We start from the raw sequence: 23,887 nt of genomic DNA, 5'->3' as shown, positions 1-23,887 counted from the left end.
GTAAGCGCATCGCGCACGTCGGGGAGGGGGAAGGTGCCGGATTCCGCGGTCGGCCGACGACCCTGCGCGCTCGGTCCGCCGCGTGCGGTGCTTCGTGCGCCCGGCCGGGACCCGCGATGAACACCTGGTCGATCCGGACGCGCCTCACCGTCATCGCCACCGCCGTGATGGCGGTCCTCTGCGTCGTCGCCTCGTCCCTGCTGACGCTGGTCAACCACGGCCAGGCCGTCACCCACCAGATCGAGAGGGCCCAGGGCGCCGCGCTCAAGACCGTCCACCTGATCAAGCGGGCCGACCTGCCGCGGGTGATCCCGCCGAAGGTCGCCGAAGAGGGCACCATCCAGGTCATCGACGCCAAGGGCGTGGTCGCCGCGGGCACGGGCACCCTCTCGGCGCAGGAGCGGCTGTCGGATCTGATCCCCCCGGCCGACGACACGACGGGCACCGGGGTCCGGTGCGACATGCCCGGCATGCCCGACTGCAAGATCGTCGTGGTGTTCCGGGTCTACGAGCCCGACGGCGACTGGTACGTCTACTCCTTCGACGACACCGTGCCCTGGTACATCAGCGACGGGTTCCTCGCCCAGCTCGCCATCGGGAGCCTGTTCCTGCTCTGCCTCACCGCCCTCGGCACGGCCCTCGTCGTCGGCCGCGCGCTCAGGCCCGTCGAGCACATCCGCAGGGCCGCGCGGGACATCGGCGCGTCCGTCGCGGGCGGCCGCGCGCTGGGCAGCCGGATCGTCTTGCCCGCGCACCACGACGAGCTGCGCGCGCTCGCGGTGACGGCGAACGAGATGCTCGACCGCCTCGAGTCCTCGCTCCGCCGTGAACGCGAGTTCACCTCCAACACCTCCCATGACCTCCGCACCCCCGTCACGGCGATGCGCGCCGAACTCGACGGGGCCATGCTCCACCCCGACGAGACCGACTGGGCCTCGACCGCGGAACGCCTGACGGTCAGCGTCGACCGCCTCCAGGAGATCATCGAGGACCTGCTCGTGCTCAGCCGCCTGGACTCCGGCGCGGTCGGCGACAAGGAGCGCCTCGACCTGGCCCGCCTCGTCCGGGACGAACTGGACCGCCGCCGGCTCGACGGCCGGATCGACCTCGAAGGGACCCCCACTTATGTCGAAGGCTCCCGCCTCAACCTGGCCCGCCTTTTCACCAACCTCCTCGACAACGCCCTGCGCCACGCCACCTCCCACGTCACCGTCCGCATCCACCCCGACGGCCCCTACGCCGTCCTCCAGGTAGAGAACGACGGCGACTCCATCCCCCCGAACATGCGCGAAGCCGTCTTCGAACGCTTCACCCGCCTCGACGCCTCCCGCACCAAGGACACCGGCGGCAGCGGCCTCGGCCTCGCCATCGTCCGCGAGATAGCCCACGCCCACCAGGGCACCGCCACCGTCGCCGACACCCCCACCGGCACCCGCATAGACGTCACCCTCCCCCTCGCCTGACGAGGTCGGAGCGGGATCGGGGCTCTCCACCGGGCCCGCCACGAGGAGCCGCGGCCGGGCTCAGAGGTGCTGGTCGGGGAGTTCTCGGGCGAAGGATTGGAGGCGGAGGTCTCGGGAGCGGGTGAGGTGGTGGGTGGCGGTGGTGCGGGCGGTGGCGGGGTCGCGGGCGGCTATGGCGTCGAGGAGGGCGGTGTGTTCGGTGCGGGTGTGGGCGAGGTCTTCGGGGGTCTCGTGGGGGGTGCGGTCGTAGATCCGGAGCTGGGCGGTGAGGCGGGTGAGGAGGGCCTCGATGGTGGCGTTGTGGGCGGCCTGCCATAGGGCGCGGTGCCAGCGGGAGTTGGCTTCGCGGGCGGTGGCGGGGTCGGAGGCCTCTTCGTGGAGGTGGCGGAGCCGGACGAGGTCGAGGTCGGTGCGGCGTTCGGCGGCGGAAGCGGCGGCCTGGCCTTCCAGGGCGATGCGGGCCTCGTAGATCTCCAGGACGTCTTCCGGGGTGCCCGCGCGGACTTCGTAGCCGCGCGCCGCGCGCTTGAGCAGGCCGTCTTGCGCGAGCCGGGTGAGGGCTTCGCGCACGGGGGTCCGGGAGACGCCGTACTGGGCGGCCAGGACCGTCTCCAGAAGCGGGGCTCCCGAAGGGAACCGGCCTGCCAGGACGTCCTCACGCAACCGCTCGTAGATCACCCGTGGACTCTAACGTATACACACGGATACCGTCGAATTCGACTTTTCCTACTTGTTCACCATAGTATTCCGCCCGGTATGGCCTACGAAGTCGCGTATGCCCTGGTGGAAGGATGTTTGAGATGAGACGAACCGCGCGAGCGGCCGCGCTGGCGGCGACGGTCCTGCTGGCGGTCTCCGCCTGCGGCGGCTCCGACGGAAAGGCCGAAGGGGACGCGGCGAAGGGGACGAGCGAGGTGACCGTCGCGCTCAGCTGGTCGCCCAACACCGACTACACCGGCCTGTACGTCGCCGACAAGCTCGGCTACCTGGCCGACGAGGGCATCGACCTCAAGGTCATCCCCTACGCGTCGACCGCCCCCGAGACCCTCGTCGAGCAGGGCACCGCCGACTTCGGCTACTCCTACCAGGCGGGCGTCGCCTACGCGCAGGCCGCCGGCCACGACGTCGTCGCCGCCTTCGCGCCCAACCAGAAGGGCACCTACGCCATCGCGGTCCGCGCAGACCGGGACGACATCGCCTCGCCGAAGGACCTCGACGGCAAGACCTACGCGGGCTTCGGCACCCCCGACGAGGGACCCGAGCTCAAGCACATCATCAAGAACGACGGCGGCAAGGGCGACTTCAAGAACGTCAGCCTCAGCACCTCCGCCTACGAGGCCGTCTACAACGGCCGCGCCGACTTCACCATCTCGGTGAAGACGTGGGAGGTCGTCCAGGCCGAGCTCGCCGGCAAGCCCGTCAAGACCTTCGAGCTGACGGACTACGGCTTCCCCGACCAGTACTCCAACCTGCTCGCGACGAGCCGCAAGTACCTGGACGCCAACGGCGACGAGGCGCGCGGGTTCCTCGCGGCGGTCCAGAAGGGCTACGCCTACGCGGCCGACCATCCGAAGGAGGCGGCCGGCATCCTCGTCGAGGCCGAGAAGTCGGCGTTCCCCGACCCCTCACTGGTCGAGAAGAGCCAGCAGGCCCTCGCCGACGGCGGCTACCTGCGCGACGCCGACGGCGACGTCGGCCACCAGAGCGCCGAGTTCTGGGAGGCGTACGGCGACTTCCTCTACGACAACGGCCTGCTGAGCGACGCGGACGGCAAGCCCCTCACCGCCAAGCCCGACTGGTCCACCTACTACACCAACGACTACCTCCCCAAGGCGGCCCAGTAATGAGCACGCACGTCAGGGTCGCCCTCGAATACCTGCACCCCTGGACGAACTCGGGCGGGCTGTTCGTGGCGGCCGCCCAGGGCTGGTTCGCCGACGCGGGCCTGGACGTCGAGCTGGCCTCGGCCGACCCGTCGCGCGGCGACTCCCTGGCCTACCTCGCCCGGGGCGAGACGACCTTCGCCGTGTTCCCCGTGAACCGGCTGTTCGTCCGGCGCGCCCAGGGCGAGCGCCTCACCGGCCTCGCCGCGATCAACCACCGCGCGATGGAGACGATCCGCACGTACGCGGGTTCGGGGATCGAGCGCCCCCGCGACCTCGAAGGCCGCCGGATCGCTTACAACCCGACGCCGCGAGGCACCGCCATGGTCCGGCACCTGGTCGCCGCCGACGGGGGAGACCCCGACGCCGTCCAGGTGGTGGACAGCGGCCTGCGCGAGCTGACCGTCGCCGACCTGGAGGCCGGGGCCGCCGACGCGAGCTTCGGCAACTACTGGGCGTGGGACGTGCTGTTCGGCACGCCCGGCGTCTACTGGCCGGTCGACACCATCGGCGCGCCCGGCTTCCATAGCTATGTCCTGGGCGCCGCGGACACCACCCTGGACCGCGACCCGGCCCTGGTCCGGGCGTTCCTCGCCGGGGCCCGGCGCGGCTACCTGGCGGCCGTGGAGAAGCCCGAGCTGGCACTGGAGGCGTTCGAGCGCTACATCCCGTACTTCGAGCGGGAGCTCCTGGAACGGTCCCTCACGCTGATCTCCGGGACGTGGACGCACGACGGCGTCTGGGGCGTCCAGCGCGAGGAACTGCACGCGCCCTACGCCGCCTGGCTCGCCGCCAACGGCGTCCTGCCCGACGGCGAGATCTGGCGCGAGGCCACCACCAACGCCTACCTGGAGCCGGCGTGACCGCGCTGCCCGAGGCCGCGCGGGCGCTGGTCGACGCCCCCGAGTTCGCCGTCCTGGCGACGGGGGAACGGCACCAGTGCGTCATGTGGGTCGGCCGCGACGGCGACGAGCTGTTCATGGTCACCAAGGACTTCCGGCGCCAGGCCCGCGACGTCGCCGCCGACCCGCGCGTCAGCGTCGTGCTGTACGCGCGCGACAAGCCGCAGCACTACGCGCGGATCGAGGGCGTCGCAAGGCTGGAGAGCGAGGGCGCGACCGCCCTTATGGACCGGCTGGCGCTCGCGTACACGGGAGCGCCCCACGTCGTCGCCGATCCCGCGCAGGAGACGTCCCGGGTCGTCCTGCGCATCACCCCCGACAAGGTCGCCGTCTACGGGAGCCCCCGATGAGCGACCTTGCGGTCCTGCTGCGCGCCGCCCCTCCGACCGCGGGGCGCACCCGCGTCCTCGCGGTCGACGGGCGGTCCGGCTCGGGCAAGTCCACCCTCGCCGCCCGGGTGGCCGCCGAACTCGGCGCCCCCGTCGTCAGCCTCGAGGACCTGTACGGCGGCTGGGACGGGCTCGAGGAGGGCGTCGACAGGCTCGTCGCCCACGTGCTCGTCCCGCTCGCCGCGGGCCGTCGCGCCCTCGTCCCGCAGTACGACTGGCACAGGAACGCGTGGACGCCGCCGGTCGTCCTCGACCCGCCCGAGTACCTCGTCGTCGAGGGTGTGGGGGCGGGCGCGGAACGGGCGGCCCGGTACGCCGGAGTCCTCGCCTGGATAGAGGTCGCCGACGAGGTCCGCAAGGCGCGGGCGATGGAGCGCGACGGAGAGACCTACGTGCCCTACTGGGACGCGTGGGCCGCGCAGGAGGACGCCATGCTCGCCCGCGAGCGCACCCCCGAACGGGCCGACGTGGTGGTGCGGCCATGAGCGACGTCAAGAAGCCCGGGTCCAGGCTGTCCGTGGGCAAGTGGCTGCCTTCCCTCGCGCTGGTCGCGCTGCTCGTGGCCGCCTGGCAGGTCTACGCGACCTCCGGCGGGCTCGGCACCGACGTGCTGCCCAGCCCGTCACGCGTGCTCGACCAGGGCTGGGAGCACCGCCGGGACCTGCTGGACAACGCCCTGCCGACGCTGCGCGCCACCCTCGCGGGCTTCGCGCTGTCGCTGACGGTCGGGTTCGCCCTCTCGGTCCTCATCGACCTCTCGGGCGTGCTGCGGCGTGCGCTGATGCCGGTCCTCATCGTCAGCCAGACGCTGCCGCTCATCGCGATCGCCCCCCTGGTCGTGCTGTGGTTCGGCTTCGACCTGCTGCCGAAGGTGCTGCTCGTGGCGTTCGTGACGTTCTTCCCGATCGTCGTCGGGCTCGTCGAGGGCTACGGCGCGACCGACAAGGACAGCACCGCGCTGCTGCGCAGCATGGGCGCCGGCCGGTGGCGGATCTTCCGTACCCTGCGCGTGCCGACCGCCCTCCCGTTCTTCTTCGCGGGCCTGCGCATCTCCATCACCTACGCCGTCGTCGGCGCGATCTTCGCCGAGTACGCGGGGGCCACCGAAGGGCTCGGCATCTACATGCAGAACGCCAAGAACTCCTTCCGCACCGACCTCGTCCTCGCCGCGGTAGGGGTGAGCGCCGTCCTTACGTTGACGCTCTTCGCGCTGACGTACGCGGTCGAAAGGGTCGCCACTCCGTGGACGCGCAAGGGGGACCGGACATGACGAGCAAACTGGAGATCCGCGGGCTGAACCGCTCCTTCGACGGAGTCCCCGTCCTGAAGGACCTCTCGCTGGACGTGGCCGAAGGCGAGTTCGTCTCCATCCTCGGCCCCAGCGGCAGCGGCAAGTCCACCACCTTCTCCGTCCTGACGGGCGCGCTGTCTCCGACGTCGGGGGAGGTCCGCGTAGACGGGAGGTTGCTCTCGGAGAGCCCCGGACGCTTCGCCTTCATGCCGCAGAAGGACGCCCTCCTTCCGTGGCGCAAGGTGATCGACAACCTGACGCTCGGCCTCGAGGTCGCCGGTATGCGCCGTAAGGAGGCCCGCCGTAAGGTCGAGCCCCTACTGGAGACCTTCGGCCTCGCCGGATACGAGCACTCCCATCCGGCGCAGCTCTCCGGCGGGATGAGGCAGCGCGCCGCCCTGCTGCGGACCGTCGTCCAGGACCGCGAGGTGCTGCTCCTGGACGAGCCCTTCGGCGCCCTCGACGCGCTCACCAGGGCCCGCATGCAGCAGTGGCTGGAACGGGTCCGGGAGGAGTACCGCTGGACGGTCCTGCTCATCACCCACGACGTCCGCGAGGCGGTGTTCCTGTCCGACCGCGTCTACGTGTTCTCGCCGCGCCCCGCGACCGTCGTCGAGTGCGTCGAGGTCGGCCTCCCGAGGCCGCGCACCGTCGACGCCTACGCGGATCCGGCGTTCACCCGGATCGAGAACGAACTACTGCGAACCCTGCTGGAAGAGGAGAAATGAGCAAGCGCATCCGCCTGAACGGGCTCCGCCAGTCGACCGTCGGGCACACCGCGATCGGCCTGTGGCGGCACCCGGACAGCCGGGCCCACGAGTACCGCGAGCTGGCCCACTGGACCGAGGTCGCCCGGATCCTGGAGCGCGGCACCTTCGACACGCTCTTCGTCGCCGACGCGCTCGGCCCCCTCGACACCTACCAGGGCAAGGTGGACGTGGCGCTGCGCGACGGCGTCCAGACCCCGACCGACGACCCGCTGCTGCCGATCAGCGCGATGGCGGCCGTCACCGAGCACCTGGGCTTCGCGGTCACGGTCTCCACGACCTACGAGCAGCCGTACGGTTTCGCGCGCAAGATGACGACCCTCGACCACCTCACCAAGGGCCGGATCGGGTGGAACATCGTGACGTCCGCGCTGGAGAGCGCCGCCCGCAACCTCGGCCTGGACCGGCAGATCCCGCACGACGAGCGGTACGCGCAGGCCGAGGAGTTCATGGAGGTCGTCTACAAGCTCTGGGAGGGGAGCTGGCGGGACGACGCCGTCGTGCGCTCGGTCGAGGACGGGGTGTTCGTGGACCCGTCACGGGTGCGTCCGGTAAGGCACGAAGGCGAGTACTACAAGGTGCGCGACATAGCGCTCTCGGAACCTTCGGTGCAGCGCACGCCCGTCCTCTTCCAGGCCGGCACGTCGCGCGCAGGCAGCGCCTTCGCCGGACGGCACGCGGAGGGCGTCTTCCTGTCCACCTACGAGACGGCCGGGGCACGCCGCCTAGTGACGCAGGTGAAGGACGCGGCCCGAGCGGCCGGAAGAGACCCCGAGTCGTTGAAGTTCTTCCCCATCACCACCGTCGTCGTCGCGGAGACCGACGCGGAGGCGCGCGCCAAGTACGCCGACTACGCCTCCTACGCGAGCTGGGAGGGCAGCCTCGCGCGCTGGAGCGCCCTCATGCAGATCGACCTGTCCGCCCTCGACCCGGACAAGCCCCTGGAGTACGTCGACACCGACGGCATCCGCGGCATGGTCGAACTGTTCACCACCCTGGACCCCACGCGGACGTGGACCCCTCGGGCCATCGGGGAGTTCGTCGGCGTGGGCGGCGGAGGGCCCGTCCTCGTAGGCTCGCCCGCCACCGTCGCCGACGAGCTCGAGCGCTGGATGGACGACGCCGACGTCGACGGCTTCAACATCGCCGACCCCGTCGCGCCCGCGGGCCACCGCGACTTCGTCGACCTCGTCGTCCCCGAACTCCGCCGCCGCGGGCGCGTCTGGTCGGAGTACGAGGGCGAGACGCTGCGCGAGCGCTTCACCGGCGCCGCGCGCGTCCGCGAGGACCACCCGGCGCACGTCCACAAGTGGGCCGAATGAGCGCGCTGATCACGCCCGCCGAGCTCGCCGCCCGGCTCGGCGACCCCGCGCTGCGGGTCTTCGACACGACGGTCCGGCTGCCGCGCCCGCCGGGCGGCGGCCCGTACACGCCGGAGTCCGGGCAGGACGTCTACGACAGGGGGCACGTGCCCGGCGCGGGCTTCGCCGACCTCGTCGGCGACCTCGCCGAGCCCGGCCCGCTGCCGTTCGCCCTGCCATCGCCCGAGCGCTTCGCCGACGCCGCCGGACGCCTCGGCATGGGCCCGGGGACCCACGTGGTCGTCTACGCCCAGGAGAGCCCGATGTGGGCCACCCGGATGTGGTGGCTGCTGCGCTACTTCGGCTTCGACGCCGTCAGCGTCCTGGACGGGGGCCTGCCCGCGTGGCGCGCGGCGGGCCTCCCGCTGGAGACGGGCACGTCCGCCTACCCGGCGGCGCCCTTCACCGCCCGCCCCCGGCCGGAACTCCTCGCCCGCCGTGCCGACGTCGAAAGGATCGTCGCCGATGGCTCGTCCTGCCTGGCGAACGCCCTGGCGCCGGAGGTCTTCCGCGGCGAAGGCAAGACCTCCTACAGCAGGCCGGGACGCATCCCAGGGAGCGTGAACGCCCCCGCGAAGGGCCTGCTCGACGCCGACGGAAACTTCCTGCCCACCCAGGAGCTGACCGACCGCCTTGGAGGGCTCCTGGCGGAGCCGTCCGTCGTCGTCTACTGCGGAGGCGGCATCTCCGCCACGATCCCCGTGTTCGCGCTGGCCCTCCTCGGCCGCACCGACGCACGCCTCTACGACGGCTCCCTCGCGGAGTGGTCCGCGGACCCGGCGCTGCCGCTCGAGACCGGCTGATCCCCGCGGCCCGCGCGCGGCGGCGCGGCAAGGGCCGCCGTCACGCGGGCGACATAAGGCCGGGCCTGCTCATGGGTGGCGGCGCCGAGCGCGGGGGAGCCGACGACCGAGCGCAGCACGCCCATCCCGACCAGGAGCGCCCCGATGAGCTCGGCGCGCAGCGCGGCGTCCGGGCCCTCCAGCCGGTCGGCGAGCGTGTTCAGGTACCCGTCGCACAGCCGCTCCCTGAGCAGGTCCCGCACCCCGGTGTGCCCCGCGGAGCGCAGCATCGCGATGAGCGGGTGCTCGCCGTCGAACTCGGGCCAGTCCCCGAACACCACGTCCCGCAGCAGCGCGTCCGCGAGATGCGGGACCGGCGCGTGCACGTCCGCCGCGAGCCCCGCCGGTACCTCCACCTGCACCGCCTCGGCGTAAAGCGCCTGCTTCGTCCCGAAGTACCGGGGGATCAACGCCGGATCCACCCCCACGTCCCCGGCGATCTCCCGCAACCCCGTCCCCTCGAATCCGTGCCGGGCGAACCGCCGTCGCGCCGCGTCCAGCAGCGCGGCCCGCGTCGCCGCCTTGTCCCGCCGCCGTCGCGCCGCCCCGCCCGTGGTGTCCTCGCTCATCCGCCCAGCGTAAGTCACCACCCGTTGACTCGCTCGCCGACGGCCACGGGAAAGGCCCGGGATCCGGCGATGCGGTTCCCGGACCTCCTCGGGCTGGATCTTGGGCCACCGGGCGCCGCGGGTGCCCTTCGGGGTGTGAAAGCTCCCCCCGGAACCCCTCAGGCCTGGGCGGCGGCGCGGATGCGGAAGACGCCGGGGGTGAGCTCGCCCTCGGCGCGGGCCTTGTCCAGGGTGGTGGACCACCAGGCGAGGTCGTCGAGGAGGACCTGGAGGCTGACGTCGGTCATCGGGTCGGCGGGCTCGCCCGCCTCGTCGAAGGCCCGGTCCACGAACGGGACGACCGCGGCGTGGCGCAGCGGGACGGCCTCGGACTCGACGAGCATCTGGGACAGGTGCTCGATGGCGCGGATGCCGCCGCCGATCCCGGTGCTGTAGCCGATCGCGCCGACGGGCTTGTTGCGGAACCCGAACGACAGCCAGACGCTGTCGAGGGCGTTCTTCAGCGCGCCGGTCACGCTGTGGTTGTACTCCGGCGTGACGATGAGGAACGCGTCGGACTCCTTCACCTTCTTGTTCCACGCCCGCACGATCGGCTCCGAGTACGTCGGGTCGTTGATGTCGCCGACCGTGCCGAAGTGCTCGGCGAACAGCGGCAGCGGCCAGTCCCGCAGGTCCGCGAGCTCGACCTCGAACCCCGCGTGCGCGGCGGCGCGGGCCATGACCCACGGCACGACCCGGTCCGAGGCGCGGGTGGGCCGGGTACTGCCGACGATGACGAGAAGCTTCGACATGTGCACTCTCCGTAATGATCTTTGGGTGCGCGATGGCGCGATGGTGCGCGGCCGGGGTGTGAAACGCGCAGGCCCTGCCGGGCCAGATGGTTAACGAGGCATACAGTACGTGGCATTAACTATATGCGCAATGTACCTTGGTAGGCGTGAACGAGACGGCAGCGCAGATCCCCCCGGCCGACGGTGCGGCGGCCTGTTCGCCCCCGAGCGGCCCGTGCGGCGCCGACGTGGACGTGGCGGCCGGGCTGCTCCAGCTCGCCACCCGCGTCCAGGTGATCTACACGATCGTCTCGGAGCGGTACGAGCTCACCTCGGTCCAGGCCAAGCTCCTGTGCGTCCTGCTCGACGGCCCCCGCGGCATGGCCGAACTCGCCCACTGCTTCGACGTCGAGAAGGCCGCCCTCACCGGCCTGATGAACCGCGTGGAACGCCGCGGCCTCGCCGAGCGCGGCCCCGTTCCCGGCGACCGCCGCGCCGTCCAGGTCACCCTCACCGACGCGGGCCGCGAAGCCGCGCTCGCCTTCCACACCGACGTCGGCGCGGAACTCGCCCACCTCACCGCACACCTCGCCCCCGCCGAGAAAGACCACTTCGCCGCCACCATGGCCGGCATCCTCGAACGCTGCCGCGGCGGCCACGCCGAGGCCTAGGAGCCCTGGGGTCAACACAAGTCACCAGTTGTTGACCAGGCTCCGGCGCGGTTTCTAACCTTCAAGTCACCGAGCGATGACTTGAAGGAGAGCGGCTGTGCGGACTCATGTGATCACCGGCGGTACCGATGGGATGGGCAAGGGGCTCGCCTTGAAGTTCCTCGCCAGGGGGGACCGCGTCTTCGCGCTGGCGAGCGGCCAGGCCAAGGGCGCGGCCCTGCTCGCGGAGGCGGCCCGGCTCGGCGCCGCGGACCGTGCCGTGTTCGTCCGCGCCGACCTCGCCACCGTGGCGGGCATGCGCAAGGCGCTCGCCGAGGTGACGGACCAGACCGACGTCGTGGACGGACTGGTCTTCGGCGCGCAGAGGTTCGCCTCGAAGCGGATCGAGACCGTCGACGGCCTGGAGTTCACCTTCGCGCTCTTCTACCTGAGCCGCTACGTCCTCGGCCATGGGCTCCTCCCCGCCCTGGAGAGGGCGGACGCCCCCGTCGTCATGAACCTCGCCGGGCCCGGCGGCCTTCCGGGGACCATCTACTGGGACGACCTCCAGCTCACGTCCGGCTATCAAGGCAGGCGTGCCGCCATGCAGGGCTCCCGGTGCGTCGACCTGCTGGGCGCGGCCTTCCCGCTGCGTCACCCCGACGCCCGCACCCGCTACGTCCTCTACAACCCCGGCTTCGTCCGCACGGGCATGGCCGACCCCCTCCCGCCGGCCTTCAAGCTCCTCACCAAGACCCTGGGACTCGTCGCCGCCCAATCCGTCGACCGCGCGATCGGCCCCATCGCGGCCCTGATCGACAGCCCCCCTGCGGAGCCTCTCTCCGCCTTCATGCGCGCCAAGCGCCTCCCCCTCGAAGGCGACGACTTCGCCCCCGACCGCGCCCTCCGCCTCGACTCCTTGACCGCCCGCCTACTCGACGGCCTCTGACCGCAGGGCCGGGATCGTTCATGCACTTTTCCGGCGAAAAGGCCACCAAGCGCGCTAGACATTGGGTTCCCTTAGACGTGCTCGAAGGAGCTCTCCCATGACGTTCGACCCCGAGGCGTGGCACCGCGATCTCGCGCACGCCTTCGCGGTGCTGCTCGGCCGGCCGCTCGACGCGTTCCCCGCGACCGCGGAGTACGCGCTCTTCACCTGGAACGACGAACTGTCGTTCCTGATGCTCGAAGACCTCCTCAGCGGCGACCTCGACCTCGCCGCCCTCGCGCGCGGCGAAGTCGAGGAGGCCGAGGGCGACGCCTACCCCGACGACAGCCCGCGCTTCGGCTGGGAGGACCTGCCCGCCGACCACCCGGGCTCCCTGTGGGTGTTCGAAGAGGACCTGCTCGAGGAGGACGGCGGCCTCGGCGGCCGGATCGGCCCGGCGCTGCGCGCGGTCGCCTCCGGGACGGGCCACGAGCGGACGGTGTCCGGCGCGGACCTCCTGCGCGTCCTCGCCGAGCACGCCGACGACCTCGGCGAGGCCGACGGCGACGAGCTGATGGGCCGCGTCCAGTGGCTCCAGCGTGTCCGCACCGACGGCACCCTCCTCGCCGCGATGCGCGCCGCCACCTGGACCCTGAACGGCCCCGACGAACTGGTCCCCTTCGAGCCCGGGGCCGAGGTCGAACCCGCCTGGGACGAGGCCCTGCGCTCCGTCGCCGACCCCCGCCTGCGCGACCACCTCCGCATGCTCTGCCTGACGGCCCACTGGGCTCGCAGCGACGGTGCCTACTACCTCGGCCAGGGCGAATGCCCTCATGACTTCACCCGGCTCGCCGAGCGGCCCGGCTACGAGACCGTCACCGGCTGGGAGTTCGGCGAGGGCCAAGCCTCCTCCGCCGTCTTCCAGATCAAGTGACCGCCGCCGCGTCGCCTCCCGGACGAACTCCGCGGGGCGGCGCGGCGTCTCCACCGACATGACCCCTCGGCAGCCCTGGCGCGTGGACCTTCCGCGCTGGCCGCACCTGCTCGTCACCGGCGAGGACGTGACGCCGGAGCAGGCGAACGACATCCTGCTCCGGACCGCCCCCGACCACCTCTGGGCCCGCGACTGGCGCGCCGTCCAAGCCGTCGCCGAGGTCTTCGGCGTCCCGTGCGGCCCCGCCCGCGTCGACGACGCCGGATTCCTCGCCGTCCTCGCCGACCTGGACCACCTCCCCCTGGAGTTCCTCACCAACGAGCGCATCCTCTCCACCCACCCGATCGGCCCCCACGGCTGGTGCGACTGGAACGGCGCCATCGGCTGCGACTTCCACGCCATCGGCCCCGACCCGTCCCTGGCCGCCCTCACCGCCGAGACCGACGCCATCGCCGCCGCCTGGCCCTTCCTCCACCTGGACCTCCAGCTCTGCACCGCATCCCCGGACGGCACCTACCTGCCCCTCGCGCACTGGTCCCTCCGCGGCGGCCGAGCCGCCATGGCCGAACCCGAGGGCCTTCTCACCGAGCCCTACGGCCCCTGGAGACCCGGCCACTACGAGGACGACGTCCCCTACGTCGCCATGGGCGTCACCGTGGACCGCCTCGCCGAAGCCCTGGCCCAGGTCCGAGCCCGCCCCTGAGTTCTCTGCGGATCCTCGTCGGTGCGGCGCGGCGGTCCGGTCGGGGCGGCGGACGCAGCAGGCGGCGACGACGCCCGCGATCGCGCTCCCGGCCGGGAACGTGGCGCGCGTACCGGCGGCGTCCGGGTGCGTCGCCCAGGCGTGCGGCGCGCCCGGTGAGCAGGTCCAGGATCCGTGTCGCGGTCGACTGCCGGCCGGGAACCGCCCGGCCGTTGACCAAGGACACAGGGCTCGGGCCGGCGGGTCAGCGGTTCTGCGGGGCCGGGGGGAAGATCGCGGTGACGGCGCGGACGACGGCGGTGCGGCGGGCGGCCGGGGCGGGGTCGGCGGCGGCGCGGTGGGCGACGGCGGCGAGGGCGGTCTGGTCGGACCAGGTGTGGGCGATCTGGGAGACCAGGGCCATGATGTCGACCGGGTCCCAGGTCGGATCGAGCAGGCCGTCCTGCTGGGCGCGGCGGATCCGCTCCAGTTTGCCGACGATCGCGGTCTGGTAGGGGCCGGGGTCGTCGCCGGAGGGCTCGGCGGCGAGCTCGAGGCGGCCCCAGGCGATGAAGCGGTGCTGGTCGGGGTGGGCGGTGAAGTAGTCGAACATCTGGGCCGCGTAGGAGGGCAGGTCGGCCGGGTCCAGGTGGACGGCGTCGGCGACCGCCGCGAGCTCGATCGAGGCCACGTGCGCGTAGAGGGCTTCCTTGCTGCGGAAGTAGGCGTAGACGCGTTCCTTGCTGGTGCGGGCGGTCTTCGCGATCCGGTCGATCCGGGCACCGGCGATCCCGTACCGGGCGAACTCCGCGCGCGCGGCTTCGACGATCCGGTCGCGGGTGTCGGGGGCCATCCCTCAACCCTAGCCGACCCGAACCGTTCGGTTTGACACACCCGAACCGCGGAGTACTCTGACCCCAGAGGCATACCAAACGGTTTGGTTTGTCCACGATCGAGAGGATCTGCCGTGCAGCAGCGCACTTTGGGCACCCAGGGCCTGACGGTCTCGGCGATCGGCTACGGCTCGATGGGCCTGACCATGGCCTACGGCCCCGGCGACGAGCAGGCCGGCATCGCCGCGATCCGCCGCGCCTACGACCTCGGCGTCACCTTCTTCGACACCGCCGAGCTCTACGGCATGGGCACCGGCTCCAACGAGATCCTCGTCGGCGAGGCGCTCAAGGACGTCCGCGACGACGTCGTCATCGCCACCAAGTTCGGCTTCGACCTCGAGGGCGGCTTCCGCGGCGGCCTCAACAGCCGTCCCGACAACATCCGCAAGGTCACCGACAACAGCCTGCGCTACCTGGGCGTCGACCAGATCGACGTCCTCTACCAGCACCGCGTCGACCCGGACGTCCCGATCGAGGACGTCGCCGGGACCGTCAAGGAGCTCGTCGACGCCGGAAAGGTGAAGTACTTCGGCCTGTCCGAGGCCGGCCCCGAGACGATCCGCAAGGCCCACGCCGTCCAGCCCGTCTCGGTCCTCCAGACCGAGTACTCCCTGTTCGAGCGCGACGTCGAGCGGCTCTTCCCGACGCTCCGCGAACTCGGCATCGGGTTCGTCGCCTACTCCCCGCTGGGCCGCGGCTTCATCACCGGCGCGGCCAAGCCCGCCGGCGAATACGACGCCACCGACATGCGCAACGGCGACCCCCGCTGGCAGCCCGGCAACTTCGAGAAGAACGTCGAGGCCGTCGAGAGGCTGACCGAGCTCGCCGCCGCCAAGGACGCGACCGTCGCCCAGCTCGCCCTCGCCTGGCTCCTCGCCCAGGGCGACGACATCGTCCCCATCCCCGGCACCCGCAGCCCGGCGCGCATGGAGGAGAACGCCGCGGCCGCCGACCTCGCCCTCACCAAGGCCGACCTCGACGCCATCGCCGAGATCCTCCCCACCGGCGGCTTCGGCGCCCGCTACGCCCGCGGCCTGCCCACCTGGATCTGACCCGGCCGCCGCGCCCCGTCAGCCGGAGACGGCGGCGAGGGCCGCGGCGTACTGCTCGTCGGTGACGGGTTCCAGCCACGTGGTCCCGTCGCCGGTGCCGTCACCGACGACCAGGGCGAGGTGGGCCATCAGGGTGGTGTCGGTCCCGCCGTGCCAGTGCTCCTCGCCCGGCGGGCAGACGACGGTCTGGCCGGGCGTCACCCGCACGACCAGCCCGTCCCGCGTGCCGACCAGCCCGACGCCGTCGGTGATGTGCAGGGTCTGGCCCAGCGCGTGCGAGTGCCAGTTCGTCCGCGCTCCCGGCGTGAACCGCACGAGGGCCGCCGCCAGCCGGGCGGGCTCGGCGGGCGTCTGGATCATGTTCAGGTAGACGTCGCCGGTGAAGCGCTCGGCCGGGGCCTTGACGGTGGGCGTGCTGGTGACGAGTTCCATGGCTCTCCTTGTCAGGCGTCGTAGGCACGGCCGGAGCCGACCTTCGGCAGCGCGTCCGAGACCTTCACGGGATCGCCCGGCTGCCGCCGCTCGGTGCCGATGAACGGCCACTACCCACCGCGCGGCCGGTGGGCTCCCGGTAGCCCACGTCCTTTGCCGGATCACGGGCCGGCACCTCGGCGCACGGCTCTCGGGGCCCTGCCGGGTTTCCCGCGGCAAGGTTCAGGCGCGCGGCAGCACGCCCACGAGCGTCGCGGTGATGGCGGCCCGCAGGGCGTCGTGCAGCTCCATGTGGAGGACGCCGAGGGCGGGCTCGTCCGCGTAGGCGGCGAGGAGGCTGGGCGGCGGCGGGACGTACGCCGACAGGGCGCCCGCCGAGACCAGGCTCATCAGGCAGAACATCTGCACGTCGTCGCCGAGCTCCGGCAGGTGACGGCGCACGAGCCCGGTCATGTCCGCGAGCCTCGTGAGGGAGGCGCGCTTGTGCCGCTTGACCACCTCGACCGAGACGTTGTGCTCGAGGACCCCGCCCTGCGCGCCGAAGAGGTCGCAGAGCACCACCCGCTCCGCCAGCGACCGGCTGAGGATCTCGGCCAGCTGATGCGCCCGCGCTTCCGGTGCCGCCTGTGCCTCGACGCCCGCGGCCAGTTCGTCCGACAGCTCGGCGAGCCAGGTCCCCAGGAAGGCGTCCAGCAGTTCGAGCAGTACCGCCTCGCGTGACTCGAAGTACCGCAGGACGTTCGACTTGGCCAGGCCCACCCTCCGGCTGAGCTCGTTGAGGCTCACCTCGGCCACGGGCATCTCGTCGAGCATCGCCGCCGCCGTGTCCAGGATCGCCCGGCGGCGGACCTCCCGCTGCTCCTCGCTGCGCGCCCGCTGAAAAGTCACGCCCTCACCCTACTAAAGACCGCCGGTCCCTTGACAGGAGACCGGCGGTCTTTTACGTTGAGGCCCATAAGAGACCGGCAGTTCGTTAGGAGCGCGTCATGAGCGGCAACTGGACCGAGCAGCACATCCCCGACCAGCACGGTCGGGTGGCGATCGTGACCGGCGCCAACACCGGGCTGGGTTTCGAGACCGCCCGGATGCTCGCCGCACGCGGGGCGTCGGTGGTCCTGGCCGTCCGCGACACCGAGAAGGGCAGGCGGGCGGCCGCCCGCATCAGCGGCGACGTCACGGTCCAGGCCCTCGACCTGGCCTCCCTGGACTCGATCCGCTCCGCGGCGGCCGACCTGCGCGCCGCCCACCCGCGCATCGACCTCCTCATCAACAACGCGGGCGTGATGTACACCCCGCGGCAGACCACCGCCGACGGCTTCGAGCTGCAGTTCGGCACCAACCACCTCGGCCACTTCGCCCTGACCGGCCTGCTGCTGGACCGGCTCCTGCCCGTCCCCGGCTCCCGCGTCGTGACGGTCAGCAGCACCGGCCACCGCATCCGGGCCGCCGTCCACTTCGACGACCTGCAGTGGGAGCGCTCGTACAGCCGCATCGGCGCCTACGGCCAGGCCAAACTCGCCAACCTGATGTTCACCTACGAACTGCAGCGCCGGCTCGCACCCCACGGCACCACCGTCGCGGTCGCCGCCCACCCCGGCGTGTCCAACACCGAACTCACCCGCAACGCGCCCGCCGCGATCCGCCTGCCCGTCACCTGGCTCGCGCCGCTGCTCACCCAGAAGGCCGAGATGGGCGCCCTGCCCACCCTGCGCGCCGCCACCGACCCGGCCGTCGCCGGCGGGCAGTACTACGGCCCCGGCAACCGCTGGGAGATCCGGGGATATCCGAAACCGGTCGGCTCCAGCCCCGACTCCCACGACGAAGCCGCCCAGCAGCGCCTGTGGACCGTCTCCGAGGAGCTCACCGGCGTGACGTTCCCCCTCGGCCGGCCCGTACGGTGACCCGCGTCCGGGCCGGCCGGCCTGCCGATCCCGATCCACGCCCGGCCGTCAGAGCGACGGCCTTAAGGGCGGCCCTCCGCGATGCGGCGTAGGGGGCTCAACGTGGGGACGGACGAGCGGGGGAGCTCGTGGCGGGGGAAGAGGAAGATGCCGAGGGCGAGGAGAGCGAAGCCGCCGTAACGCAGGAGCAGGGGGCCGGTGTCTTCTGGCCACGGTTCGTCGAACAGGACCGTGCTGCACAGGACGAGCATCGCCCGGCCCGTCACGGTGAGGATCACCGCGACGATGACAAGACGGCAGCGCTGCAGCGCGACCTGGAGCTGGAGAAGCGAGATCCCCGCCATTCCCAGCGTCAGGTACGGGTACGGGGACTCCAGCACGGCCAGGACGCTCTCCTGGGAGGCCCACACGGCGGCGATCCCTCGGATGCCGGTCTCCGCGACGCCGGCGCCGACACCCGCACCGATCCCGTACGCGACCCCCGCCAGGGGCTTCGCGTGGCGTCCACCCCTGCGACGGTCGCCTACGAGCCACACGAGGCCCGCGATGAGAAGCGGCGGAATGACCACCAAGGCGAGGAGTGGAAGAGAAGGCGCGGAGGCGTCGAGTTCGTCGGCCCTCTGCCCGCCGGACAGTCCCAGCATGACGATCGCGGCCCCGAACAGCCCGACGCTCACCCACTCCCGGCGGCTCAGCCTCTCCCCGAGGTACGCCGCGCTGTAGGCGATGAGGACGAGAAGGCTCGCCGCGAAGGCCGGCTGGGCGACCCCGAGGGGCAGCCACAGGAAGGCGATCACCTGGTAGGCGAGCCCGACGAACAGCATGAGCCCGCCCATGAACCACACGCCGTCGGCCAGCATCGACCAGGCCGTCTGGAAGGGTCGGCCTCCGCGCAGGGGCGGCATCCGAAGGGCGGCGTGCCGGAAGAGCACGAAGGCGACGTAGTAAACGCCGGTGCCGAGGAGGGCCGCGCCCAGGGAGCCGAGGGTCGATCCGTCCAAAGGCAGCGCAACTCCTCGTCGTCCGGGGTGGATTCCTCCCAGGATGTCGGGGGTTGCGGTCTCTGGGCAAGGGTGTCAAGAAAGTAAAGGTGACCCAGGTCTCCCTGTGCGGCGGCCGCCGTCCGCTGTGCCGGGGCCCCTCAAGGGCCGGGCCGCCCAGGACGTGGGCTACATTAAGCAATCGCTTAATCAGGACGAACCGGGAGGCAGCCGATGCGCCGCACACTGTTCAACGAGGACCACGACGCCTTCAGGGAGACCGTCCGGGGCTTCGCCGACCGCGTCCTGAAGCCCAACTACCCGAAGTTCGTCGAGCAGCGCTCGATCGACCGGGACGTCTGGCGCGAGGCCGGCGAACTCGGCATCCTCGGCCTCGAGGTCCCCGAGCAGTACGGCGGCTCCGGCGCCGACGACTTCCGCTTCAACGTCGTCGCCAACGAGGAGTTCGCCAAGGTCTCCATGGGCTACGCCTCCTGCCTCGGCATCCACGCCGACATCGTCGCCCCCTACCTCGTCAAGCTGACCAACGAGGAGCAGCGGCGGCGCTGGCTCCCGCGCTTCTGCACGGGCGAGCTCTGGACGGCCATCGGCATGACCGAGCCGTCCGGCGGCTCCGACCTCGCCGCCCTGAAGACCGTCGCCGTCAAGGACGGCTCCGACTGGATCATCAACGGCGGCAAGACCTTCATCACCAACGGCTACAGCGCCGACCTCGTGATCGTCGCCGCCCGCACCGACCCGTCGAAGGGCTCCAAGGGCATCAGCCTCTTCGCCGTCGAGGCGGACATGCCCGGCTTCGAACGCGGCCGCAAACTCCACAAGGTCGGCCAGCCCGAATCCGACACCGCGGAACTCTTCTTCAGCGACGTCCGCGTCCCCGCCGCGAACATGATCGGCGAAGAGGGCCTCGGCTTCATCTCCATGATGAAACTCCTGCCCCAGGAACGCATCGGCTCCGCCGTCACCAACCTCGCCCACGCCACCCAGGTCCTCGACGAGACCCTCGAATACGTCAAATCCCGCGAAGCCTTCGGCCAGCCCATCGGCAAATTCCAGCACAACGCCTTCTTGCTGGCCGAACTCGCCACCAAGGCCGACGTGACCCGCGCCTTCATCGACGCCTGCCTCGCCAACCACCTCAACGGCGAAATGTCCCCGGTCGACGCCGCCAAGGCCAAATGGTGGTCCGCCGAAGTCCAGAACCAGATCATCGACGCCTGCGTCCAACTCCACGGCGGCTACGGCTACATGACCGAATACCGCACCGCCCAAGCCTGGACCGACGCCCGAGTAACCAAAATCTGGGCCGGGTCCAACGAGATCATGAAGATGATCATCAGCCGCGACCTCGGCCTATAGCCTGACCTGCGGCTCCGCCCAACTTCATGAACCCGTTGAGACCGTACGCTAGCAGAAAGTTAGCGAAAAAGTTAGCTGGGTGACCGAGCTGTCACCCAGCGGCTACCCCACGCACCGCGTAGTAGCCCGTGTCGCTCGGTCCGAGCGGCCTCTCCGGGCTGCTCGCGGCGACTCGGCGTCGGAGGCCGCCCTGCGCCTCGGATGGGTTGCATGCGAGGTTGGTCCGCTTTCATGGGTGTATAAGCCTGGATGGCGCCGGGGCATGTCCGCGGGGTTGTTTCGTTGCGAAGTGCGGACCCGGGCCTCGGATGGCCTTCTGTCCGGTGGTCCGATCCTTTTCCTGTGGCCCGGTCAATGGGTGGCAGGCATCGACGAGGCCCCTGGTGATCGGTTTTTGTCGGCGCTGTCGAGATCTACTGTGTAAAGGTGCGTGCCTGGTTGTCTGAGTGCTTTTACCGATTCGGGTTTCGGTCAAAAGCATATTTCTTTCCCGTCGGGAGCCTTATCATCCATACCTCTTTCTCTCTGATTCCCGGGCGCGTGTGATCCTCTTCGGGTCACAATGCCTCCGAGGGGGTCAGGTGGGCGACCGTGGGGGAGCGCGCCTGGCTGGCCCCCACCGGAGTCGTGACTCGATAGAAAGAGGTGAGGGCTGGCGGTGTCGCCAATGCCCGGCGGTGAGAAGAATTCGGGACGCCGAATCCCGATGCTCCGATGTCCCTCATTTCTGCGGCCCTTCGGCAGGCAGACCCGGTTGCATGGCCATGGCCGTCGCAGGGAATGCCGGGATCTCGTCCGAGAGCTCGAAGTCCCCGACCCATGGAACTTCGACACCTTCCGCTCTCACTTGGAGACGAAGCGGGGCCGCCCTCTCCGGGTCTTCGCGACCTTGCCTGCCGGCATCGGTTCGCCTTACGGCTTGTACATCCCGACCGACAGCGCTGACCACGTCTTCACGATCCGGGGCACGACCCGCTACCACCGTGAGCACATCGCGCTGCATGAGATAGGCCATCTGCTCTTCGAGCACGAGGATTCGGGGATGAGCGTCGAGGAGTTGGCTTCGTTCCTTCTGCCTTCACTCGATCCCGCTGTGGTCCGGAAGGTGCTGGGCCGCATTTCTTACAGCGACCACCAGGAAGAACAGGCCGAGTATTTCGCGAGCCTGGTGCTCGCGCGGGCGGGCGAAGACGTGCGGGCCGCATCAGTTCGGGATCGAGGTGCTGCAGAGGTACTGACCCGTCTGGAGGGCGTCTGGGGCCGCCGACGGCGGGGGAGCGGGCAGCTGTGATCGACGCGGTGTTCTTCTCCATCGCCGTCGTGACGTTCGCCGCGGCCGCGTTCAAACTGCGAGACCTCCGGCGAGGACCGGTGCGTGCAGGCCAGCGCGCACTGTGCCTGCTGCTGGTGACGCTGGGCCTGTCCTTCGTGGTGTTGTCGGACACCGCCCAAGCCGTCGAGAGCTTGATCTTCCCGAATCTGGGCCGGCTCCTGTCCAACATCTGCACCCTGGTGGTGGCGTTCGGCATCGTGGCCCACCTGATCGGCGTCAGCCTGCCCGCTCCCCGGGCACAGGCGGCCGTGCGGCGGCTCGCCTTCGCCTACCTCCTGGCGATCGCGACCATGGCAGCGGCGTTCCTCGCCAGCCCGGTGCCGGCCAGAGTCGGCGACTTCGGAGACCTTTACCGGGACAAGCCCGGACTCGTCCTCTACACGGACATCTTCGTCGTCATGCTCGGGAGGGCCATGGTCGCTCTGCTCCTCCTCAGCCTCCGCTATTCGCGGCACGCCCATCGCGCAGCCCTGCGGTTCGGCCTGTGGAGCGTGGCGAGCGGCGCCGTGATCGCACTCGTGTACCTCACGGAGAAGTTCATCTTCGTCCAGTCCACGTTCCTGGGCGTGGATCTGCCTCTGTCCGGACACGACGGTGCATGCCCGTCCGTCGTGTGGCCCGTCGGATGCCTGTTCTCCGTCACGTTCCCCGCCGTCGGAGCCCTGCTCATCGTCGTGGGCATGACGGTGCCGACCTGGGGCCCGATGCTAACCGCACCCCTCGACTGGTGGAAGGACCGCCGTCTCCACACCCGCCTCGAACCCCTCTGGCGCCTGCTCTACGAGGAGTTCCCCCAGATCGTCATGCCAGGGACCGCGCACCTCGACTCCCGATGGCGCCTGCAGCGCAGGGTGATCGAAATCCGCGACGGCCTGACCGCCCTGACCCCCTACCGGAACTCAGCGGCCCGCACCGCAGCGGAAGCGGCAGCCGACACCGCAAAGATCCCGGCGCCAGAGCGCGCAGCCGTCATCGAGGCGACCCTGATCACCCTGGCTCTGACAGAGCGCCGCAAGAACAACCCCGCAGCGATACGGGACGAGCCCGCGCACTCTCCCACCAGCCCCGCCGACCTGACAAGCGATGCCCGCCAGCTCGCAGACATCGCCGCGGCCCTGCCGTCGGTCCTCACCCTCCAGCAGGTGGCCCATGTTTGATGACGAGTTCTTCCGCGACCCCTACCCGCTCTACGACCGCCTGCGCGAGCAATGCCCCGTCCAGCGGATGGACGGCGGCCGTTTCCCTTTCTGGCTGATCACCGGCTACGCCGAAGCCCGCGAGGCCCTCGCCGACCCGCGCCTGAGCAAGGACACCTCCGCCTTCGAGCACGTCCTGGCCCCCGACGGCCGCACCCGAGACATCGCCCCCGCCATCGCCCGCTCCCTCCTCGCCACCGACCCACCCGACCACACCCGCCTACGCCGCCCCGTCACCCGAGCCTTCACCCCCCAGCTCACCGACCGGCTCACCCCCCGCATCGAACAGATCGCCGCCGACCTCGTCGCCGACCTGGCCGACCGCCGCGAAGCCGACCTCGTCGCCGACTTCGCAGTCCCCCTGCCCCTAACGGTGATCTGCGAGCTCCTCGGCGTCCCACCCGAAGACCGCCCCGCCCTCCGCACCTGGTCCCAAGACCTCTTCCTCCACGGCGACCACCGCCACCGAGACGCCGCCTCCCACCACATCGCCGCGTACATGACCGACCTCGTCACCACCCGCCGAACAACCCGCGGCGACGACCTCCTCAGCGCCCTCCTTAACGACCAGGACGAAGCTCCGACGATGTCCCCTGAGGAACTGGTGTCCCTGGCCACGCTCTTCGTCGTCGCCGGCCACGAGACAACCGCGAACCTCATCGCCAACACCGCCCTGATGCTCCTCACACGCCCAGCCCTCATGTCGGACCCGCACACGACCCTCGAAGCCCTTCCCCAAATCATCGAGGAAGCCCTCCGCTTCGACGCCCCCCTCGGCATCGCCACCATCCGCTTCACCCGCGAACCCGTCACCTACGCCGACACCGAAATCCCCGCCGATCAAGCCATCATGATCTCCCTGGCCGCAGCCAACCGCGACCCCCGATCCTTCACCTCCCCCCACACCTTCACCCCCACCCCCCGCCCCCAACCCCACCTCTCCTTCGGCCACGGCCCCCACTACTGCCCCGGCGCCCGCCTAGCCAAGCTAGAAACCCACATAGCCCTCACCACCCTCCTCACCACCTTCCCCACCCTCACCCTCACCCAGCCCCCCTCCACCCTCCCCTGGCGCCAAAGCCGCCAAATGCGCTCCCCCCAGACCCTCCCCACCCTCCTAAGCGCTGCCCCGCCCCCTCAACCCCTGTAACCTGTCCCCAGGTACGGAAATCCAACTAACAAATTCCGGCCGTGTCGACTCACGAACGCCCAGGTCAACAAGTGTCGGCCCCGCGCCCACGGATGCTCCGATCTCGGAGGCGGGCGAGACCATCCTTCGTGAGGTCGGC

26 protein-coding genes are annotated in these 23,887 nt (G+C 70.9%); 19 read left to right on the top strand and 7 right to left on the bottom strand.

The features are described 5' to 3' along the window. Positions 1 to 116 precede the first annotated feature (116 nt). Positions 117 to 1,463 carry a sensor histidine kinase gene (locus EDD29_RS28575; RefSeq protein ID WP_123667413.1) on the top strand — a complete coding sequence of 449 codons (1,347 nt, stop codon included), beginning with the start codon at positions 117 to 119 and terminating at the stop codon, positions 1,461 to 1,463. Positions 1,464 to 1,523: 60 nt separating this feature from the next. Here the strand turns inward: EDD29_RS28575 and EDD29_RS28570 are convergent, their stop codons facing one another. Beyond that, positions 1,524 to 2,141, bottom strand: coding sequence for a GntR family transcriptional regulator (locus tag EDD29_RS28570; protein ID WP_123667412.1), 618 nt, complete (start codon positions 2,139 to 2,141; stop codon positions 1,524 to 1,526). Between the two features lie 122 nt (positions 2,142 to 2,263). On the opposite strand from EDD29_RS28570, the gene EDD29_RS28565 reads away from it, so the two are divergent. Genes EDD29_RS28565 through EDD29_RS28530 form a run of 8 tightly spaced genes read left to right on the top strand, consistent with a single transcriptional unit; the run spans position 2,264 to position 8,859 of the window. Then, positions 2,264 to 3,307: an ABC transporter substrate-binding protein gene (locus EDD29_RS28565; RefSeq protein WP_123667411.1), complete on the top strand. Its 1,044-nt coding sequence runs from the start codon at positions 2,264 to 2,266 to the stop codon at positions 3,305 to 3,307. Next, positions 3,307 to 4,209 (top strand): ABC transporter substrate-binding protein, encoded by a 903-nt coding sequence (locus EDD29_RS28560; RefSeq protein WP_123667410.1) that lies wholly within the window; start codon positions 3,307 to 3,309, stop codon positions 4,207 to 4,209. Before EDD29_RS28565 ends, EDD29_RS28560 begins: the two co-directional genes overlap by 1 nt. Next, positions 4,206 to 4,598 (top strand): pyridoxamine 5'-phosphate oxidase family protein, encoded by a 393-nt coding sequence (locus EDD29_RS28555; RefSeq protein ID WP_170201626.1) that lies wholly within the window; start codon positions 4,206 to 4,208, stop codon positions 4,596 to 4,598. The genes EDD29_RS28560 and EDD29_RS28555 overlap by 4 nt, the downstream gene beginning before the upstream one ends. Continuing rightward, on the top strand, positions 4,595 to 5,122 hold the full coding sequence (locus EDD29_RS28550; RefSeq protein ID WP_123667408.1) for a nucleoside/nucleotide kinase family protein: 528 nt from the start codon (positions 4,595 to 4,597) through the stop codon (positions 5,120 to 5,122). The genes EDD29_RS28555 and EDD29_RS28550 overlap by 4 nt, the downstream gene beginning before the upstream one ends. Next, entirely contained in the window at positions 5,119 to 5,907 is a 789-nt protein-coding gene (locus EDD29_RS28545; RefSeq protein ID WP_123667407.1) for an ABC transporter permease, read from the top strand. The genes EDD29_RS28550 and EDD29_RS28545 overlap by 4 nt, the downstream gene beginning before the upstream one ends. After that, on the top strand, positions 5,904 to 6,656 hold the full coding sequence (locus EDD29_RS28540) for an ABC transporter ATP-binding protein (RefSeq protein WP_123667406.1): 753 nt from the start codon (positions 5,904 to 5,906) through the stop codon (positions 6,654 to 6,656). Before EDD29_RS28545 ends, EDD29_RS28540 begins: the two co-directional genes overlap by 4 nt. Further along, positions 6,653 to 8,017, top strand: a complete 1,365-nt coding sequence (locus EDD29_RS28535) for an LLM class flavin-dependent oxidoreductase (protein ID WP_123667405.1) — start codon at positions 6,653 to 6,655, stop codon at positions 8,015 to 8,017. The genes EDD29_RS28540 and EDD29_RS28535 overlap by 4 nt, the downstream gene beginning before the upstream one ends. Beyond that, positions 8,014 to 8,859 (top strand): sulfurtransferase, encoded by an 846-nt coding sequence (locus EDD29_RS28530; RefSeq protein ID WP_123667404.1) that lies wholly within the window; start codon positions 8,014 to 8,016, stop codon positions 8,857 to 8,859. The genes EDD29_RS28535 and EDD29_RS28530 overlap by 4 nt, the downstream gene beginning before the upstream one ends. Here the strand turns inward: EDD29_RS28530 and EDD29_RS28525 are convergent. Then, positions 8,799 to 9,467 carry a TetR/AcrR family transcriptional regulator gene (locus EDD29_RS28525; RefSeq protein ID WP_123667403.1) on the bottom strand — a complete coding sequence of 223 codons (669 nt, stop codon included), beginning with the start codon at positions 9,465 to 9,467 and terminating at the stop codon, positions 8,799 to 8,801. The genes EDD29_RS28530 and EDD29_RS28525 overlap by 61 nt on opposite strands. 158 nt (positions 9,468 to 9,625) lie before the next feature. Then, positions 9,626 to 10,258: an NADPH-dependent FMN reductase gene (locus EDD29_RS28520; protein ID WP_170201625.1), complete on the bottom strand. Its 633-nt coding sequence runs from the start codon at positions 10,256 to 10,258 to the stop codon at positions 9,626 to 9,628. A 146-nt stretch (positions 10,259 to 10,404) separates the two neighbouring features. On the opposite strand from EDD29_RS28520, the gene EDD29_RS28515 reads away from it, so the two are divergent. The 4 genes from EDD29_RS28515 (at position 10,405) to EDD29_RS28500 (ending at position 13,452) form a co-directional block, all read left to right on the top strand. After that, the gene (locus tag EDD29_RS28515) at positions 10,405 to 10,908 is read left to right on the top strand and encodes a MarR family winged helix-turn-helix transcriptional regulator (protein ID WP_170201624.1); all 504 of its coding nucleotides are present in this window, start codon (positions 10,405 to 10,407) and stop codon (positions 10,906 to 10,908) included. Positions 10,909 to 11,005: 97 nt separating this feature from the next. After that, positions 11,006 to 11,836, top strand: a complete 831-nt coding sequence (locus EDD29_RS28510) for an SDR family NAD(P)-dependent oxidoreductase (RefSeq protein ID WP_148086125.1) — start codon at positions 11,006 to 11,008, stop codon at positions 11,834 to 11,836. Positions 11,837 to 11,933: 97 nt separating this feature from the next. Continuing rightward, positions 11,934 to 12,749 carry a hypothetical protein gene (locus EDD29_RS28505; RefSeq protein WP_123667397.1) on the top strand — a complete coding sequence of 272 codons (816 nt, stop codon included), beginning with the start codon at positions 11,934 to 11,936 and terminating at the stop codon, positions 12,747 to 12,749. A gap of 82 nt (positions 12,750 to 12,831) precedes the next feature. Next, on the top strand, positions 12,832 to 13,452 hold the full coding sequence (locus EDD29_RS28500; protein ID WP_148086124.1) for a hypothetical protein: 621 nt from the start codon (positions 12,832 to 12,834) through the stop codon (positions 13,450 to 13,452). Between the two features lie 244 nt (positions 13,453 to 13,696). Here the strand turns inward: EDD29_RS28500 and EDD29_RS28495 are convergent, their stop codons facing one another. Next, positions 13,697 to 14,284: a TetR/AcrR family transcriptional regulator gene (locus EDD29_RS28495; protein WP_123667393.1), complete on the bottom strand. Its 588-nt coding sequence runs from the start codon at positions 14,282 to 14,284 to the stop codon at positions 13,697 to 13,699. A 114-nt stretch (positions 14,285 to 14,398) separates the two neighbouring features. Here EDD29_RS28495 and EDD29_RS28490 point away from each other — a divergent pair, with 114 nt between their 5' ends. Continuing rightward, the gene (locus tag EDD29_RS28490) at positions 14,399 to 15,376 is read left to right on the top strand and encodes an aldo/keto reductase (RefSeq protein ID WP_123667391.1); all 978 of its coding nucleotides are present in this window, start codon (positions 14,399 to 14,401) and stop codon (positions 15,374 to 15,376) included. 18 nt (positions 15,377 to 15,394) lie between these two features. Here EDD29_RS28490 and EDD29_RS28485 read toward each other — a convergent pair whose 3' ends face one another. Continuing rightward, on the bottom strand, positions 15,395 to 15,808 hold the full coding sequence (locus tag EDD29_RS28485) for a (R)-mandelonitrile lyase (protein ID WP_123667389.1): 414 nt from the start codon (positions 15,806 to 15,808) through the stop codon (positions 15,395 to 15,397). A 222-nt stretch (positions 15,809 to 16,030) separates the two neighbouring features. Then, complete coding sequence (locus EDD29_RS28480; RefSeq protein WP_123667387.1) at positions 16,031 to 16,696, bottom strand: TetR/AcrR family transcriptional regulator; 666 nt, start codon at positions 16,694 to 16,696, stop codon at positions 16,031 to 16,033. Positions 16,697 to 16,794: 98 nt separating this feature from the next. Here EDD29_RS28480 and EDD29_RS28475 point away from each other — a divergent pair, with 98 nt between their 5' ends. Then, positions 16,795 to 17,709, top strand: coding sequence for an SDR family NAD(P)-dependent oxidoreductase (locus EDD29_RS28475; RefSeq protein WP_123667385.1), 915 nt, complete (start codon positions 16,795 to 16,797; stop codon positions 17,707 to 17,709). A 62-nt stretch (positions 17,710 to 17,771) separates the two neighbouring features. Here EDD29_RS28475 and EDD29_RS28470 read toward each other — a convergent pair whose 3' ends face one another. After that, positions 17,772 to 18,710, bottom strand: coding sequence for a hypothetical protein (locus tag EDD29_RS28470; RefSeq protein WP_123667383.1), 939 nt, complete (start codon positions 18,708 to 18,710; stop codon positions 17,772 to 17,774). Between the two features lie 213 nt (positions 18,711 to 18,923). Here EDD29_RS28470 and EDD29_RS28465 point away from each other — a divergent pair, with 213 nt between their 5' ends. The 4 genes from EDD29_RS28465 (at position 18,924) to EDD29_RS28450 (ending at position 23,748) form a co-directional block, all read left to right on the top strand. Continuing rightward, complete coding sequence (locus EDD29_RS28465) at positions 18,924 to 20,069, top strand: acyl-CoA dehydrogenase family protein (protein WP_123667381.1); 1,146 nt, start codon at positions 18,924 to 18,926, stop codon at positions 20,067 to 20,069. Positions 20,070 to 20,988: 919 nt separating this feature from the next. Beyond that, positions 20,989 to 21,360, top strand: coding sequence for a M48 family metalloprotease (locus EDD29_RS28460; RefSeq protein ID WP_170201623.1), 372 nt, complete (start codon positions 20,989 to 20,991; stop codon positions 21,358 to 21,360). Next, complete coding sequence (locus EDD29_RS28455; RefSeq protein WP_123667377.1) at positions 21,357 to 22,559, top strand: MAB_1171c family putative transporter; 1,203 nt, start codon at positions 21,357 to 21,359, stop codon at positions 22,557 to 22,559. Before EDD29_RS28460 ends, EDD29_RS28455 begins: the two co-directional genes overlap by 4 nt. Beyond that, complete coding sequence (locus tag EDD29_RS28450) at positions 22,552 to 23,748, top strand: cytochrome P450 family protein (RefSeq protein WP_123667375.1); 1,197 nt, start codon at positions 22,552 to 22,554, stop codon at positions 23,746 to 23,748. Before EDD29_RS28455 ends, EDD29_RS28450 begins: the two co-directional genes overlap by 8 nt. Positions 23,749 to 23,887: the final 139 nt, after the last annotated feature.

The sequence above is a fragment of the Actinocorallia herbida genome (genome assembly GCF_003751225.1).
Lineage (GTDB): Bacteria > Actinomycetota > Actinomycetes > Streptosporangiales > Streptosporangiaceae > Actinocorallia > Actinocorallia herbida.
The sequence above is the reverse complement of the archived record's forward strand: the minus strand, read 5'-3'. Positions and strand labels throughout refer to the sequence as shown.

Bases quoted from the DNA above. Each gene is read 5' to 3' on its own strand.
- EDD29_RS28465 (WP_123667381.1), top strand. From the start codon at position 18,924: ATGCGCCGCACACTGTTCAACGAGGACCACGACGCCTTCAGGGAGACC.
- EDD29_RS28530 (WP_123667404.1), top strand. From the start codon at position 8,014: ATGAGCGCGCTGATCACGCCCGCCGAGCTCGCCGCCCGGCTCGGCGAC.
- EDD29_RS28575 (WP_123667413.1), top strand. From the start codon at position 117: ATGAACACCTGGTCGATCCGGACGCGCCTCACCGTCATCGCCACCGCC.
- EDD29_RS28525 (WP_123667403.1), bottom strand. From the start codon at position 9,467: ATGAGCGAGGACACCACGGGCGGGGCGGCGCGACGGCGGCGGGACAAG.
- EDD29_RS28535 (WP_123667405.1), top strand. From the start codon at position 6,653: ATGAGCAAGCGCATCCGCCTGAACGGGCTCCGCCAGTCGACCGTCGGG.
- EDD29_RS28475 (WP_123667385.1), top strand. From the start codon at position 16,795: ATGAGCGGCAACTGGACCGAGCAGCACATCCCCGACCAGCACGGTCGG.
- EDD29_RS28565 (WP_123667411.1), top strand. From the start codon at position 2,264: ATGAGACGAACCGCGCGAGCGGCCGCGCTGGCGGCGACGGTCCTGCTG.
- EDD29_RS28495 (WP_123667393.1), bottom strand. From the start codon at position 14,284: ATGGCCCCCGACACCCGCGACCGGATCGTCGAAGCCGCGCGCGCGGAG.
- EDD29_RS28485 (WP_123667389.1), bottom strand. From the start codon at position 15,808: ATGGAACTCGTCACCAGCACGCCCACCGTCAAGGCCCCGGCCGAGCGC.
- EDD29_RS28550 (WP_123667408.1), top strand. From the start codon at position 4,595: ATGAGCGACCTTGCGGTCCTGCTGCGCGCCGCCCCTCCGACCGCGGGG.
- EDD29_RS28450 (WP_123667375.1), top strand. From the start codon at position 22,552: ATGTTTGATGACGAGTTCTTCCGCGACCCCTACCCGCTCTACGACCGC.
- EDD29_RS28540 (WP_123667406.1), top strand. From the start codon at position 5,904: ATGACGAGCAAACTGGAGATCCGCGGGCTGAACCGCTCCTTCGACGGA.
- EDD29_RS28505 (WP_123667397.1), top strand. From the start codon at position 11,934: ATGACGTTCGACCCCGAGGCGTGGCACCGCGATCTCGCGCACGCCTTC.
- EDD29_RS28545 (WP_123667407.1), top strand. From the start codon at position 5,119: ATGAGCGACGTCAAGAAGCCCGGGTCCAGGCTGTCCGTGGGCAAGTGG.
- EDD29_RS28560 (WP_123667410.1), top strand. From the start codon at position 3,307: ATGAGCACGCACGTCAGGGTCGCCCTCGAATACCTGCACCCCTGGACG.
- EDD29_RS28520 (WP_170201625.1), bottom strand. From the start codon at position 10,258: ATGTCGAAGCTTCTCGTCATCGTCGGCAGTACCCGGCCCACCCGCGCC.